11 protein-coding genes are annotated in these 14,518 nt (G+C 71.8%); 6 read left to right on the top strand and 5 right to left on the bottom strand.

Features of this window, described 5'->3' with window-relative positions; all coding sequences use genetic code 11:
* Positions 1-28 precede the first annotated feature (28 nt).
* Positions 29-1,291: an ROK family transcriptional regulator gene (locus CSR00_RS15370; RefSeq protein ID WP_099023283.1), complete on the top strand. Its 1,263-nt coding sequence runs from the start codon at positions 29-31 to the stop codon at positions 1,289-1,291.
* A 25-nt stretch (positions 1,292-1,316) separates the two neighbouring features.
* Here the strand turns inward: CSR00_RS15370 and CSR00_RS15365 are convergent, their stop codons facing one another.
* From CSR00_RS15365 to CSR00_RS31800, 4 genes are all read right to left on the bottom strand, one after another.
* Entirely contained in the window at positions 1,317-2,084 is a 768-nt protein-coding gene (locus CSR00_RS15365; RefSeq protein ID WP_099023282.1) for a sirohydrochlorin chelatase, read from the bottom strand.
* Positions 2,081-2,794, bottom strand: coding sequence for a phosphoadenylyl-sulfate reductase (locus tag CSR00_RS15360; protein WP_176562077.1), 714 nt, complete (start codon positions 2,792-2,794; stop codon positions 2,081-2,083). Before CSR00_RS15360 ends, CSR00_RS15365 begins: the two co-directional genes overlap by 4 nt.
* Positions 2,791-4,470 carry a nitrite/sulfite reductase gene (locus tag CSR00_RS15355; protein ID WP_099023281.1) on the bottom strand — a complete coding sequence of 560 codons (1,680 nt, stop codon included), beginning with the start codon at positions 4,468-4,470 and terminating at the stop codon, positions 2,791-2,793. Before CSR00_RS15355 ends, CSR00_RS15360 begins: the two co-directional genes overlap by 4 nt.
* Before the next feature lie 113 nt (positions 4,471-4,583).
* Complete coding sequence (locus tag CSR00_RS31800; protein WP_407662451.1) at positions 4,584-4,691, bottom strand: Ms4527A family Cys-rich leader peptide; 108 nt, start codon at positions 4,689-4,691, stop codon at positions 4,584-4,586.
* 61 nt (positions 4,692-4,752) lie between these two features.
* Here CSR00_RS31800 and hemW point away from each other — a divergent pair, with 61 nt between their 5' ends.
* The 4 genes from hemW to CSR00_RS15335 all read left to right on the top strand — a co-directional run bounded on the left by hemW (position 4,753) and on the right by CSR00_RS15335 (position 11,799).
* Entirely contained in the window at positions 4,753-5,937 is a 1,185-nt protein-coding gene (gene hemW, locus CSR00_RS15350; RefSeq protein WP_099023280.1) for a radical SAM family heme chaperone HemW, read from the top strand.
* Positions 5,938-6,074: 137 nt separating this feature from the next.
* Entirely contained in the window at positions 6,075-7,496 is a 1,422-nt protein-coding gene (locus CSR00_RS15345) for a salicylate synthase (RefSeq protein ID WP_245906078.1), read from the top strand.
* Positions 7,496-10,063, top strand: coding sequence for an ABC transporter ATP-binding protein/permease (locus CSR00_RS15340; protein WP_099023278.1), 2,568 nt, complete (start codon positions 7,496-7,498; stop codon positions 10,061-10,063). The genes CSR00_RS15345 and CSR00_RS15340 overlap by 1 nt, the downstream gene beginning before the upstream one ends.
* The gene (locus CSR00_RS15335; protein ID WP_099023277.1) at positions 10,060-11,799 is read left to right on the top strand and encodes an ABC transporter ATP-binding protein; all 1,740 of its coding nucleotides are present in this window, start codon (positions 10,060-10,062) and stop codon (positions 11,797-11,799) included. Before CSR00_RS15340 ends, CSR00_RS15335 begins: the two co-directional genes overlap by 4 nt.
* Here CSR00_RS15335 and CSR00_RS15330 read toward each other — a convergent pair.
* A complete protein-coding gene (locus CSR00_RS15330; RefSeq protein WP_099023276.1) occupies positions 11,780-13,459 on the bottom strand; it encodes a (2,3-dihydroxybenzoyl)adenylate synthase in 1,680 nt (559 codons plus the stop codon). The genes CSR00_RS15335 and CSR00_RS15330 overlap by 20 nt on opposite strands.
* Before the next feature lie 104 nt (positions 13,460-13,563).
* On the opposite strand from CSR00_RS15330, the gene CSR00_RS15325 reads away from it, so the two are divergent.
* On the top strand, positions 13,564-14,518 hold a 955-nt coding region (locus CSR00_RS15325), incomplete at its 3' end, for a phosphopantetheine-binding protein (protein ID WP_245906062.1).

The following is a 14,518-nucleotide window of genomic DNA, read 5'->3' as shown; positions in this document are numbered from 1 at the left end:
ATCGACTCTCACGAAGAAGGACCCGGAAATGCGCCCCAATCCAGTCGCTCAGCGTGGCCGCTGCACGAGCCCGCGCCTCGTGGTGGCTCCATCCCTGCATGTCCCGGAGGCCGCCGCCAGTGTGGTTTTCGACGTGGTGCGGGTACGCGGCCCCATCGCCCGGGAGACGATTGCGCGGCTGACGTCGCTGAGCGTGGCGACGGTGAACAGGCAGGTCGGACGATTGCTTGAGAACGGCCTGCTTCGTGAACGCGCGGACCTGTCGGTTGCGGGGGCTGTCGGCAGGCCGCGCATCCCGGTCCAGGTCAACCATGAGGATTTCCTGACGCTGGGCATCCACATCGGGGCTCGAATGACGAGCATCGTCGCGACCGATCTGCTCGGCCGGGCACTCGATGTCCTCGAAGTCCCCACCCCGCAAGATCACTCCGCGGTTGTGCTGACCAAGCTGTCCGGCACCGCGAAGCGCTACCTGAGGCGCTGGCATCGCCGGCGGGTGCTGTGGGCGGGCGTTGCGGTCGGTGGAATCGTGGACAGTGCGTCCGGCACGGTGACCCACGCCAGGCTCGGTTGGGTGGACGCGCCGGTGGGGCCCGTGCTGGCCAGAGCGCTCGGGCTGCGCGTGTCGGTGGCATCCCACGTCGATGCGATGGCCGCCGCGGAGCTGCTTGTCGGGCCTCGCCGCGGGGCCAAGTCGCAGACCACCACCTTGTACGTGTATGCGCGCGAGACCGTCGGCTATGCCCTCGTCATCGGTGGCAAGGTGCACACGCCGGGCAGTGGCCCGGGCAGCATCGCGGGGCTGCCCGCTTACTCGGAGTTGTTGGACGGGAACGGAACCCTGGAATCGACGGTCAGCGACGGGGCTGTGCTCGCGGCCGCGAAGAGGCTGCGGCTCCTTGCCGGCGATGCGTCCGGGTCGACGATGGCCGAGCTGTACCGGGCGGCACGGACGGGCAGTCCGGGGGCGCGGCAGTTGCTGGATGAGCGCGCCCGGGTACTCGGCGAGTCACTTGCGTTGCTGCGGGATGTGCTCAACCCCGATGACATCGTGGTGGGAGGGCAGGCATTCACCGGTTATCCGGAGTCGTTCGCGGTGATTCAGGAGAGCTTCAGCCGGACGGCTGTTCTTCCCGCCCGGGAGATCAGAACCACGACCTTCGGTGACCACGTGCAGCAGGCCGGCGCGGGTGTGGTGTCGCTGAGCGCCTTGTATGCCGACCCGGTCGGGTCGTTGCGGCGCACGCGACTGGACGCGGTGACGGACGCGAGCGACGACACCACGGTCTGATCGGGACGACACCCGCGGAGACGAGTCAGGCCGCGGCGCGGCAGGCCAGGACGCTGTCGTAGCGGTCGAGCAGGGTGGCCGCGACGAGGTTGTGCGAGCCGAGCGGCGCGGACATCGGGATGCCCTCGGACCTCGCGAAACCCGCGACCCGGTCGGTGATGCGTCCGTGGGCGAGGAACCACGGCGCGATCACGACCCGCCGGGCTCCCTCGGCGCGCAGCCGCGCCACGGCGTCGGGCACCGACGGGTGGGGTCCGGTGGCGAAGGCCGCGGTGACGCCGGCCCAGCGGGTGCCCGCCCCGAGCCGGGCGGCCACCGTGGCCGTGCGGGCGTTGGCCGCCGCATTCGAGGATCCGACCGCGGTGACCACCACCGCGGTGTGCGGGTCATCGGGATTCACAACGGATTCGGTCAGGCGCTGGCCCAGCACCCGCACCAGTGCGGGGTCCTCGCCGAGCACCTCGGCCTGGGCGACCGCGGTCGGGGAGTCGTCGATGAATCCCGGGATGTCGACGGTCGCGTGATAGGCCGAGGCGAGCAGCATCGGCACGACGACCGCGCTCCTGCCCTCGGCGGCCACCGATCCCAGCACCTCACCGAGCCCGGGTGCGCACTTCTCCAGGAACGCCGGCCGCACGTCCAGCCAGGGCCGCAGCCGGCGGATCCGGCCCGCGACGGCCTGTGTGGTCTGCGCCGAGCGCGGGTCGACGCTGCCGTGCGCCGTCAGCACCAGCGCCGGACCGAGCGGCGCGGCGGGCCGCCGCGGCCGCCCGCGCCGCGCCGTCGTCGTCATGACGCGTGCAGGCCGCACTCGGTCTTCGTCAGGCCCTGCCAGCGGCCGCTGCGCGGGTCCGATCCCGGTGCCGGCTTGGCGGTGCAGGGCGCGCAACCGATCGACGGGTAGCCCTCGTCGACCAGCGGGTTGACCAGGATGCCGTTGGTGTCGATGTAGGCCTGGACCTGCTCGTCGGTCCACGCGGCCAGCGGATTCACCTTCACCAGCTTGAAGGCCTCGTCGAAGGTGATGAACGGTGCGTTGGCGCGCGTCGGGGCCTCCACCCGGCGGATGCCGGTGACCCAGGCCGAATATCCGCCCAGTGCCTTCGACAGCGGCTCGACCTTGCGCATCCGGCAGCACTCGTTGGCCTCCCGCGCGAACAGATCCTTGCCGAACACCGAATCCTGCTCGGCTACGGTGCGTTCCGGGGTGACGTTGACCACGTTGACGTCGTAGACGGCCTCGACCGCGTCGCGGGTGCCGATCGTCTCGGCGAAGTGATAGCCGGTGTCGAGGAACAGCACGTCGACACCGGGGCGGACCTTGGCGGCCATCTCCACCAGCACGGCGTCCTGCATGTTGGAGGCGACGACGTAGTCGCCCGCGAAATTGTCGTCGACCCAGCGCAGCAGCGCCTCGGCGGTTCCGCCGTCGAGCTCCGCCGCGCCGCGCGCCGCCAGCTCGCGCAACTCCGTTTCGGTCATCCCGGTCACCTCTACCGTCATCGCAGATCCTCCTCATCGGCGCGAATCGCCCACTGGGCGAAACGCTCCCCGTCCTCACGTTGTTTCACGAAGTTGCGCACCACACGTTCGACGTAGTCGCCGAGCTCGGAGGACATCACCTTGTGCTGGCGCAGCTTGCGGCCGAAGCCACTGTCGAGTCCGAGGCTGCCGCCCAGGTGCACCTGGAAGCCCTCCTCGGGGCCGTTGCCGGAATCCACCATCTGGCCCTTGAACCCGATGTCGGCGATCTGGATACGGGCACACGAGTTCGGGCACCCGTTGATGTTCACCGTGACCGGGACGTCGAGCTCGGCGTTGATGTCCTCGAGTCGGCTCTCCAGCTCCGGGACCAGGTCCTGGGCGCGCTTGCGCGTCTCGGCGTAGGACAGCTTGCAGTATTCGATACCCGTGCAGGCCATCAGGTTGCGCCGCCAGTGCGACGGCGTCGAGGGCAGGCCCAATGCGTCCAGCCCCGCTCGCAGCGCATCGAGCCTGTCGTCGGCGACGTCGAGTATGACCAGCTTCTGATACGGCGTGAAGCGGATGCGGTCGCTGCCCGCAGCCTCGGCCAGGTCGGCCACCCTGCTCAGGATGGTGCCGGAGACCCGTCCGGCGATCGGGGCGACGCCGACGGCGTTGAGCCCGTTCTTGAGCCGTTGCACACCGACGTGGTCGATGGGCCGCGCCACCGGTGTCGGCGCGGGGCCGTCGGTCAGCGGGCGCTTGAGGTACTCCGTTTCGAGAACTTCCCTGAACTTCTCGACGCCCCAGTCCTTGATCAGGTACTTCAGCCGGGCCTTGGAGCGCAGCCGGCGGTAGCCGTAGTCACGGAAGACGCTGACCACGCCCTCCCACACGTCGGGCACCTCGTCCAGCGGCACCCACGCACCCACCCGCTGGCCCAGCATCGGGTTGGTCGAGAGCCCGCCGCCGACCCACAGGTCGAACCCGGGACCGTGTTCGGGATGCACAACGCCGATGAATGCGACGTCGTTGACCTCGTGGACCACGTCCTGCAGCCCGGAGATCGCGGTCTTGAACTTGCGGGGCAGGTTGGAGTACTCCGGCTTGCCGATGTAGCGGCGCACGATCTCGTCGATCGCCGGCGTGCCGTCGATCACCTCGTCGAGGGATTCCCCGGCCAGCGGAGACCCGAGCACGATGCGGGGGCAGTCGCCGCACGCCTCGGTGGTCTGCAGGCCCACGGCGTCGAGCCGCTTCCAGATCTCGGGCATGTCCTCGACCTGGATCCAGTGGTACTGGATGTTCTGCCGGTCGGAGATGTCGGCGGTGTCGCGCCCGAATTCGGTGGAGATCTCGCCCAGCGTGCGCAGCGCGGCCGCGGTCAGCGCGCCGCCGTCGGAGCGCACCCGCAGCATGAAGTACTTCGCCTCGAGGACATCGATGTTCTCGTCGCCGGTCCAGGAGCCGTCATAGCCCTGCTCGCGCTGGGTGTAGAGGCCCCACCAGCGAAAACGGCCACGCAGGTCGCCCTTGTCGATGCTGTCGAAACCCTGCTTGGCGTAGATCGCCTCGATGCGCGCGCGCACGTTGAGCGGGTTGTCGTCCTTTTTGGACCGTTCGTTGGCGTTGAGGGGCTCGCGGTAGCCCAGCGCCCACTGGCCTTCGCCGCGCTGGCGTTTGGCGGTCTTGGCGGGGCGGGTCGGGGTGCTCATTGGGGACTCCTTCGCGGAGGAGCCGGCTGTGAGGAACGCGCAAAACCACCGGTGGCTGGTCCGGCGGCGCAGAACCCGACGGCCAGCTGAAGTACAGGGGCAGGTCTACGACGTCAAGCGGAACGACAGCAACAGCTGCACACGCGCTTGAAGTCGACATGACGCCGCGCGACCAGCGAAACACGCTGGGAAAGGCTCGAGGCGGCGGTCACGTCGCCCATTGTGCCACGAAGAGTCCACCAGCCCTAACCGAGCGGCCGCGGCGGGGGCACGGCAGGGACAATGGCGGGTGTGACCGTGTCGCCCGCCCACGCAGACGTGCCGCCGCTGGTGGCGACGCCGGACGGGCCGTTCGGCGTCTACATCCATGTGCCGTTCTGCGCGACACGCTGCGGGTACTGCGACTTCAACACCTACACCCCGGCCGAGACCGGCGGCTCGACACCGCAGAGCTGGCTGGCGTCGGTGCGCACCGAACTGCGGCTGGCCGCCGCGGCGGTGCCGGGGCGGGCGGTGGACACCGTCTTCGTCGGCGGCGGGACCCCGTCGCTGCTGGGCGGGGCCGGGCTGGCCGGCGTGCTGGACGCGGTCCGCGACGTCTTCGAGCTCGCCGACGACGCCGAGGTGACCACCGAGTCCAACCCGGAGTCGACGACACCGCAGTTCTTCGCCGAGATCCGCGCCGCCGGCTACACCCGGGTGTCGCTGGGGATGCAGTCGGCGGCCCCGCATGTGCTGCGCGTCCTGGACCGCACCCATTCGCCCGGGCGCGCGGTGGCCGCGGCCCGCGAGGCCCGGGCAGCCGGCTTCGACCACGTCAACCTCGACCTGATCTACGGCACCCCGGGCGAGACCGATGAGGACCTGCGCCGGTCGGTGGACGCCGTCGTCGAGACCGGTGTCGACCACGTCTCCGCCTACGCGCTGGTGGTCGAGGACGGCACCGCGCTGGCCCGCCGGGTCCGCCGGGGCGAGATGCCCGCCGTCGACGACGACGTGCTCGCCCGGCGCTACGAGCTGCTCGACGGGTGGCTGCTCGACGCCGGACTGCAGTGGTACGAGGTGTCCAACTGGAGCCGTCCGGGCGGGTGGTGCCGGCACAACCTGGGCTACTGGAACGGGGGGCAGTGGTGGGGCGCGGGCCCGGGGGCCCACGGCTTCCTCGGGTCCACGCGCTGGTGGAACATCAAGCGTCCCAACGCCTATACCCAGAAGCTGGCCGAAGAAGCCTTGCCCATAGCGGGTTTCGAAGAGCTGACCGCGGCCGACCGCCACATCGAGGACGTGTTGCTGCGGATCCGGATGCGCCAGGGACTGCCGCGGGACCTGCTGGACGCCGGCGAGCGGGCGCGAGTGCCGGAGTTGACCGCCGAGGGGCTGCTGCGCCCCGAGGGCGACCGGTTGGTGCTCACCGATCGGGGCCGGCTGCTCGCCGACGGGGTGGTGCGGCGCCTGCTCGGGGACTGACCCGCCCGGGCCCCGACCGGACCCGATCGCTGCCCTGGGCCCGCCCGATGTCGGGGCGCGGCGGGGCGTATCGCGTGCGCTCGGGTACCCCGCTGCCGCGAGGAAGGTTAGGCTACATTTACCTGGTGGCTCCGAATATCAGCGTTCAGGCAGCGCGTCGCAGCGATCGGGCGGTGGCGGATGCGGTGAGCGTGCCGTTGCCCGCCGGTGCTCATCCGGCCGAGGTGGTCGCCGAGCTCGCCGCGCTGCTGCCCGAACAGGGCGACGAGCAATACCTGGTCTACGAGCAGGACGGTGAGTGGATCCTGGCCTTCGGCGTCGAGGCGGCCGTGGAACTCGACACCGACGAGATCCGGGTGCTGCGCGACGGCGTGCTGCTGCGCCGGCCCTGGACGGGCAGCCCGGCGGCGGTGCTGGGTGAGGCCGTCGACGGCCTGCTCGCCGGCGGCGGCCTCGACAGTGCCGAGGTCAACAGTGCCGAGACCAACAGTGCGGAGGCCTACAGTGCCGAGGCCTTCGGGTGGGTGTCCTTCGAATTCGGCGTCTACCGCCACGGGCTGGCCGACCGGCTGGAGAAGGGCACCCCGCTGGTGCGGGTGTTCCGACCCAGCTCCCGGATCGTGGTCAGCGCGGCCGGCCTGCGGCTAGTGAACCTCACCGACGAGCAGCTCCTGGTGGTGCGCCGGCTGGTCGCCGCGGGCGTGCCGCCGGCGCGACCGGCCCGCGCGGTCGACGTGCGGCAGGACGCCGAGGACTACCGGCCGCGGGTGGCCGGCGCGGTCGACGAGATCGCCGCCGGCCGCTACGAGAAGGTCATTCTGTCGCGGCGCGTCGAGGTTCCGTTCGCGCTGGACTTCCCGGCCACCTACCGCAAGGGCCGGATGCGCAACACCCCGGCGCGGTCGTTCCTGATGCGGTTCGCCGGTGTGCGCGCCCTCGGTTTCAGTCCGGAGCTCGTCGCCGCCGTGCGGGGAGGCGGCGACCGCAGCATCGTGGTGACCGAGCCGCTGGCCGGCACCCGCGCGCTGGGCCGCGGCGAGGCGCACGACCGCGCGGCCCGCGACGACCTGGAGTCCAATCCGAAGGAGATCGTCGAGCACGCGATCTCGGTGCGCACCTCGATGGCCGAGGTCGCCGAGGTCGCCGAGCCGGGCACGGTCGTGGTCCGCGACTTCATGACCGTCCGCGAACGCGGCAGCGTGCAGCATCTCGGTTCGACCGTCAGCGGAACGCTGGGCAGCGCACTCGGCCGGATGGACGCGCTGGAGGCGTTGTTCCCGGCCGTGACGGCCTCCGGAATCCCCAAGGCCGCCGGCGTGGAGGCCATTCTGCGCCTGGACCGCGCCAGCCGCGGCCTGTATTCCGGTGCGGTGGTGCGGTTCACCCCCGACGGCGGGATGGAGGCCGCGCTGGTGTTGCGGGCGGCGTTCGAACAGGACGGGCGGACCTGGCTGCGCGCCGGCGCGGGCATCATCGGGGCGTCGGTCCCCGAACGGGAATTCGAGGAGACCTGCGAGAAGCTCGCCACCCTGGCCCCCTACCTGGTGCCGCGGGACTGATGGCGCGGGGTTTGCAGGGGGCGGTCCTGCGCGGGTTCGGAGCGCGCGACCACCTCGCCACGGTGACCGAAACCGAATATCTGGCACCCCATTTCGTGCGGATCCGGATGGTGTCGGAGACGCTGTTCTCCGAGTCCGTCGCCGGACCGGCGGCGTGGCTGCGCTTCTGGTTCCCCGACCCCGACGGCTCGGACACCGAGTTCCAGCGCGCCTACACGATCACCGAGGCCGACCCGGCCGGCGGGCGGTTCGCCGTCGACGTCGTCCTGCACGAGCCCGCCGGGCCGGCCTGCCGGTGGGCCCGCACCGCGGGGCCGGGGGACACCATCGCGGTGATGACGCTGGGCTCGGCGCCGTTCGGCGTGCCCGACCCGCCCCCGGCCGGCTACCTGCTGATCGGTGACGCCGCGTCCACCCCGGCGATCAACGGCATCCTCGGCGCCGTACCGCCGGACATCCCGATCGAGATCTACCTCGAGCAGCACGACGACAACGACGTGCTGATCCCGATCACCGAGCACCCGCGGGCCCGGGTGCACCGGGTGGTGCGCCGGGACGCATCATCGCTGGCCGCGGCCATCGAGAGCCGGGACTGGTCCAACTGGTACTGCTGGGTGACCCCGGAAGCCGGTGCGCTCAAGGCGCTTCGGCCCCGGCTGCGCGACGAGTTCGGCTTCCCCAAGTCCGAGATGCACCCGCAGGCCTACTGGACCGAGGGCCGCGCGATGGGCACCCGCCGCGGCGAAGGCGCCGACAAGAGTCCGGCGCAGCCCCCGACCGGCACGCCGGACACGCCGGAGGCCCCGGCGGCGGCGGTCCGCGGCAGCTGGAACTCCCAGGGCGCCGGCCGGTTGCTGGCGCCGCTGCGCACCACCCTGCTGCTCGCGGGCGCGCTGCAGGCCGTGGTCACGGTACTGGCGCTCGCGCCGTATGTCCTGCTCGTCGAACTGGCGCCGCGACTGCTCTCCGGCGCGGGTGAGGATCGCCTCTGGCCGGTCGGGATCGCCGCGGTGGTGCTGCTCGGCGCGGGCACCGTACTGGCGGCGGGGCTGACCCTGTGGTTGCACGCCGTCGACGCCCGGTTCGCGCGGGACCTGCGAAAACGGCTGCTGGCCAAACTGTCCCGGCTCCCGCTGGGCTGGTTCACCGACCGCGGGTCCGGCTCCATCAAACAGCTGATCGCCGACGACACGCTCTCGTTGCACTATCTGGTCACCCACGCCGTCCCCGACGCGGTCGCCGCGGTGGTTGCCCCCCTGGCGGTGCTGACCTACCTGTTCGTGGTGGACTGGCGCCTGGGACTGGTGCTGCTGGTTCCCGTGCTGCTCTACATCGTCACCATGTGGATCATGACGGTGCAGTCCGGGCCCCGGATCGCCCAGGCGCAGCGGTGGGCCGAGCGGATGAACAACGAGGCCACCGCCTACCTCGAAGGCCAGCCCGTGGTCCGGGCCTTCGGCGGGGCGGCGTCGTCGAGCTTCCGCCGCCGCCTCGACGACTACATCGACTTCCTGGTCGCCTGGCAGCGGCCGTTCACCGGCAAGAAGACGATGATGGACCTGGTCACCCGGCCGGCGACCTTCCTGTGGCTGATCACCGCGGTCGGCACACCGCTGATCGTCACCGGCCGGATGAACCCGGTGGATCTGCTGCCGTTCCTGTTGCTGGGCACCACCTTCGGGGTCCGACTGCTGGGCATCGGCTACGGCCTGGGCGGCATCCGCGCCGGAATGCTGGCCGCGCGCCGTATCCAGGGAGCCCTCGACGAACCCGAGTTGGCCGGCGCCCCGGCGGCGCGGCACCCGGGTCGACCGGCCGCCGGTGTCGTGTTCGACCGGGTCGGTTTCGGCTACCGTCCGGGTACCCCGGTCATCCGCGACGTCAGCCTGACGCTGCGGCCGGGCACGATGACCGCGCTGGTGGGGCCGTCGGGGTCGGGCAAGTCGACGCTGGCGGCGCTGCTGGCCCGCTTCTACGACGTCGACGACGGCGCGATCCTCGTCGACGGTGACGACATCCGGGCGCTGAGCGCCGACGACCTGTACCGCCGAGTCGGTTTCGTGCTGCAGGAGTCGCAGCTGCTGCGCGGCACGGTCACCGACAACATCGCCCTGGCCGACCCCGGCGCCGATCCCGACACGGTCCGGTCGGCGGCCCTCGACGCGCAGATTCACGACCGGGTGTCCCGGCTGCCGGACGGCTACGACACCGTCCTGGGGGCCGAATCCGGGCTGTCCGGGGGCGAGCGGCAACGGCTGACCATCGCCCGTGCCCTCGTCGCCGACCCGCCCGTGCTGATCCTCGACGAGGCCACCGCCTTCGCCGATCCCGAGTCGGAATACCTGGTGCAACAGGCGATCACCCGGCTGACCCGGGACCGCACCGTGCTGGTCATCGCCCACCGGCTGCACACCATCACCCACGCCGACCAGATCGTCGTGCTCGAGGACGGTGCCGTCGCCGAAACGGGAACCCATGAGCAGCTGCTGGCCGCCGGCGGACGCTACCGCCGGCTGTGGGACACCGGACGCACCACCACCGGCCAACCGCAGGGAGCCACCCGATGATCCGCACGCTGAGCGCACTGCTGACGGCGCGCGGCAGGCGCCGGTTCCGCGGCTACCTTGTGCTGGCGGTCCTGTCGGTGCTGCTCCGCGCGGCGGGCACGGTGCTGCTCGTGCCGCTGATCGCCGCGCTGTTCGGCACCGACCCGGGGCGGGCCTGGGTGTGGCTGGGCTGGCTGACCGGGGTCACGGTGGCGGGCTGGGTGGTCGACACCGTCAACGCGCGCCTGGGCTTCGACCTGGGGTTCACCCTGTTGGACCGCACCCAGCACGACCTCGCCGACCGGCTACCGACCATCCGGCTGGACTGGCTGACCGCCGAGAACACCGCGACGGCGCGGCAGGCGATCGCCGCGACCGGCCCGGAACTGGTGGGCCTGGTGGTCAATCTGCTCACCCCGCTCATCGGTGCGGTGCTGCTGCCCCTGGCCATCGCGGTGGCCCTGCTGGCGGTGTCGTGGCCGTTGGGGCTGGCCGCGCTGGCCGGTGTCGCGGTGCTGCTGGGCGCCACCTGGGCCTCGATCCGGCTGTCCCGGACGGCCGACACCACCGCGGAGGCGGCCAACACCGAACTGAGCGAACGGTTGATCGAGTTCGCCCGCACCCAGCAGCCACTGCGAGCGGCGCGACGCGTCGAACCCGCCCACAGCCAGGTCGGCGCCGCGCTGGCCACCCAGCACGGCGCCACCATGCGGCTGCTCACCATGCAGATCCCCGGTCAGCTGCTGTTCAGCCTGGCCAGCCAGCTCGCGCTGATCCTGTTCGCCGGCGTGGCCACGCTGCTGACGGTGCGCGGCCACCTCGGCGTCGCGGAGGCGGTCGCGCTGCTGGTGGTGATCGCCCGCTACCTCGAACCGTTCACCGCGCTCTCGGAGCTGGCACCGGCCATCGAGTCCACCCGCGCCACCCTGGACCGGATCGCGACGGTGCTGGCCGCGCCGGTCACCGCGGCGGGCACCGTCGAGCCGGCCGCGCCGGTGTCGCCGCCGTGGATCGAATTCGACCGGGTCAGTTTCGGATACGGGTCCACCCCGGTGCTCGACGAGGTCAGTTTCGTGCTCGACGCCGGGCAGACCACCGCGATCGTCGGCCCGTCGGGATCCGGCAAGAGCACCATTCTGGCGCTGATCGCCGGGCTGCGGGAACCGACCGGTGGACGGGTGCTCATCGACGGCATCGACGCGGCGACGCTGAGCGTGCCGGCCCGCCGCGCACTCACCAGCGTGGTCTTCCAGCACCCGTATCTGTTCGACGGCACGATCCGCGACAACGTCGGCGTCGGTGCCCCCGAGGCCGGGCCCGAACGGCTGGCCGCGGCGATGCGGCTGGCCCGGGTCGACGACGTGGTCGCCCGGCTACCCCGGGGCGATCGCACACCGGTGGGCGAGGCCGGTGCCGCGTTGTCCGGGGGAGAACGCCAGCGCGTCGGCATCGCGCGCGCCCTGGCCAAGGACGCACCGGTGCTGCTCGTCGACGAAGCCACCAGCGCGCTGGATGCCGAGAACGAGGACGCTATCGTCGATGCGCTCACCGCAGACCTGCAGCCGCGCACCAGGGTCATCGTCGCCCACCGGGCAGCCTGCATCCGGCATGCCGACCGGGTGCTGTTCCTGGATGGGGGAGCGGTTCTCGAGGACGGCGCCATCGACGAACTGCTTGCCGCCGGAGGGCGTTTCGCGCAGTTCTGGCGTCATCAGCAGGCGGTGGCGCGGTGGGAACTCAACGCCGCGCCGCACTGAGGGTCGCGGTCACACTCGCGGCGATGGCCTTCTTGTCGACCTTGCCCACCGCCGTGGTCGGCAGCGAGCCGACGGGCACCAGGACATCCGGGCGGGCGTGGGTCGCCACCCCGCGGCCGTCGAGGTGGCGGTGGACGTCGGCCAGTGTCAGCTCGGCGCCGTGGAACACCACGGCGGCGCAGATCTTCTCACCGAGATACTCGTCGGGGACGGCCAGCGCGGCCGCCGCCCAGATCGCCGGATGCGACATCAGATGCTCTTCGAGGTCGAGCGCGGAGACGGTCTCACCGCCGCGGTGGATCACGTCCTTGACCCGGCCGGTGACCTCCAGGTAGCCGTCGGCGAAGCGGCGCACCTTGTCGCCGGAGCGGTAGAAGCCGTCGGGGGAGAACGAGCGGGCGTTGACGGCCTCGGCGTTGAAGTAGCCGTTGATGGTGTAGGGCCCCCGGGTCAGCAGTTCACCCTCCTGGCCCTCGGCGACCTCGACGCCGTCGTCGTCGACCACCCGGATCTCGTCGTCCGCGCTGAGCGGCCGCCCCTGGGTGTGGTCGAGGAGCTCGGGCGGATCGTCGAGGCGGGTGTAGTTCAACAGTCCCTCGGCCATGCCGAACACCTGCTGCAGGCCCGGGGTCAGCGCCGCGCGTACCGCGGCGGCGTCGTCCGCGCCCAGCTTGGCGCCGCCGACCTGCAGAATGCGAAGAGTCTTGGGTGCCAGCGGTTCCCACTCGCAGGCCTGGGCCCACAGTTTGGCCAGCGCCGGTACCAGCGCGGTGACGGTGACACGGTGGCGGTCGATCAGCGCGAACGCCGACTCCGGGCTGGGGTCGGTGGTGAACACCGTCGTCGCACCGACCGCCAGCGCACCGAGCAGGCCCGGGCAGGCCAGCGGGAAGTTGTGCCCGGCCGGCAGCGCCACCAGGTAGACGTCGTCGGCGCCCAGCCGGCACAGCTCGGCGCTGGCGGTGGCGTTGTAGACGTAGTCGTCGTGGGTGCGGGGGATCAGCTTGGGGTATCCCGTGGTGCCGCCGGAGACCAGCAGCAGCGCCGGGGCCGTGCTGTCGACCTGAGTGCCGTCGACCTGAGTGCCGTCGACCTGGGTGCCGTCGACCGGTGGTGTGGGCCCCCCGGTGAGCACCTCGCCCAGGGAGGTGAACGGGCCCGGGTCGCCGTCGACGACCACCCGCTGCAGGCTCGGGCAGCGTGCGCACAGCGTGGCGGCCATCTCCCGGTAGTCGAAACCGTTGGCGGCGTCGGGAATGACCAGGGCGGCGGCCTGGGCGACCACGGCGAAGTGTTCCAGCTCGGCCGCGCGGTGACCGGGCAGGCACATCACCGGGATCGCCCCGGCGCGCAGCAGGCCGAACAGGACGACCGCGAAGCGGCAGGTGTTGGGCAGTTGCAGCAGCACCCGGTCACCGCGGCCGATGCCCAGCGCGGCGAATCCCGCGGCGGCGCGGTCGGCGAGCCGGTCCAGTTCGGCGTAGGTGTGGGCGGTGGTGGCGTCGACGACGGCCGTGGTGTCGGGGTGGCGGGCCGCGGAGTCGGCGAGCAGCGTGTCGACGGTGCGCCCGGCCCAGTGGCCGGCCCGGCGGTAGGCCGCGGCGCGGTCGGCGGGGAAGGGCACGAAACCCGTGTGCACGAGTCCGGATTCTGGGTTCATCGGGTCCTCACCGGTCCTGGGGTAGGCGTGTTCGACGACCCAAATATAGGGTAGCCTCCACAAAATTAGGACAGCCTGTACTAAGTATGCGGAGGAGGGAATTCGTGGGTGAGCCGGCGAGCGGTCCCCAGACCGTCCGCGAGGAGGTCGCCGAACTGCTCGGTGTCGACGCGCAGACCCTCGCGGCCGACGCCGACCTGCTGGCCGAGGGCCTGGACTCGCTGCGCATCATGACGCTGTCCGGGCGGTGGCGGAAGCGCGGCATCGACGTCGATTTCGCCGCCCTGGTCGCCAACCCGACCGTGCGGGCGTGGCGCACCCTGATCGAGGGCCGGCCCGCCGCACCGGACGCCCCCGCACCCGAGCCGGCCACCCCCGACGGCGCCGCGTCCCACGACCACGATGGGCAGCCGTTCGCGCTGGCGCCCATGCAACACGCGATGTGGGTGGGCCGCAACGACGATCAGCAACTCGGCGGCGTCGCCGGACACCTCTACGTGGAGTTCGACGGCGCGGGCGTCTCGGCGCCGCGCCTGCGCGAGGCCGCGGCCGCGCTGTCGGCCCGCCACCCGATGCTGCGGGTGGAATTCCTGCCCGACGGCACCCAGCGCATCGGCGCCCGCGTCCTCGACGTCACCGTCGAGGACCTGCGCGATCTGGACGACGACGCGGCCGGCGCGGCGCTGCTGCGCACCCGAGAGACGCGCTCGCACCAGCTGCTCGACGGTGAGGTGCTCCAGCTGGCCCTGTCGCTGTTGCCGGGCGGGCGCACCCGCCTGCACGTCGACCTGGACATGCAGGCCGCCGACGCCGTCAGCTACCGCACCCTGATGAGCGACCTGGCGCGGCTCTACCGGGGCGCGACGCTGCCTGAGCTGACCTACAGCTACCGCCGGTACCGCGCCGCGGTCGAGGAGTCGCCGCGGCACGCCCCCCGGGCCGCCGACGTGTCCTGGTGGCGGGAAAGGCTTTCCGAGCTGCCCGGCCCCCCGGCCCTGCCCACCGTGCCGCCCGCCGAGCAGCCCGACCCCCGGCGCAGCACCCGGCACTGGCACTGGC

It is taken from the genome of Mycolicibacterium palauense, assembly GCF_002592005.1.
Lineage (GTDB): Bacteria > Actinomycetota > Actinomycetes > Mycobacteriales > Mycobacteriaceae > Mycobacterium > Mycobacterium palauense.
Note: the sequence above shows the minus strand (reverse complement) of the source record. Positions and strands in the feature narration are given on the sequence as shown.

Bases quoted from the DNA above. Each gene is read 5' to 3' on its own strand.
- CSR00_RS15365 (WP_099023282.1), bottom strand. From the start codon at position 2,084: ATGACGACGACGGCGCGGCGCGGGCGGCCGCGGCGGCCCGCCGCGCCG.
- CSR00_RS15355 (WP_099023281.1), bottom strand. From the start codon at position 4,470: ATGAGCACCCCGACCCGCCCCGCCAAGACCGCCAAACGCCAGCGCGGC.
- hemW (WP_099023280.1), top strand. From the start codon at position 4,753: ATGGCGGGTGTGACCGTGTCGCCCGCCCACGCAGACGTGCCGCCGCTG.
- CSR00_RS31800 (WP_407662451.1), bottom strand. From the start codon at position 4,691: ATGGGCGACGTGACCGCCGCCTCGAGCCTTTCCCAGCGTGTTTCGCTG.
- CSR00_RS15340 (WP_099023278.1), top strand. From the start codon at position 7,496: ATGGCGCGGGGTTTGCAGGGGGCGGTCCTGCGCGGGTTCGGAGCGCGC.
- CSR00_RS15330 (WP_099023276.1), bottom strand. From the start codon at position 13,459: ATGAACCCAGAATCCGGACTCGTGCACACGGGTTTCGTGCCCTTCCCC.
- CSR00_RS15370 (WP_099023283.1), top strand. From the start codon at position 29: ATGCGCCCCAATCCAGTCGCTCAGCGTGGCCGCTGCACGAGCCCGCGC.
- CSR00_RS15335 (WP_099023277.1), top strand. From the start codon at position 10,060: ATGATCCGCACGCTGAGCGCACTGCTGACGGCGCGCGGCAGGCGCCGG.
- CSR00_RS15360 (WP_176562077.1), bottom strand. From the start codon at position 2,794: ATGACGGTAGAGGTGACCGGGATGACCGAAACGGAGTTGCGCGAGCTG.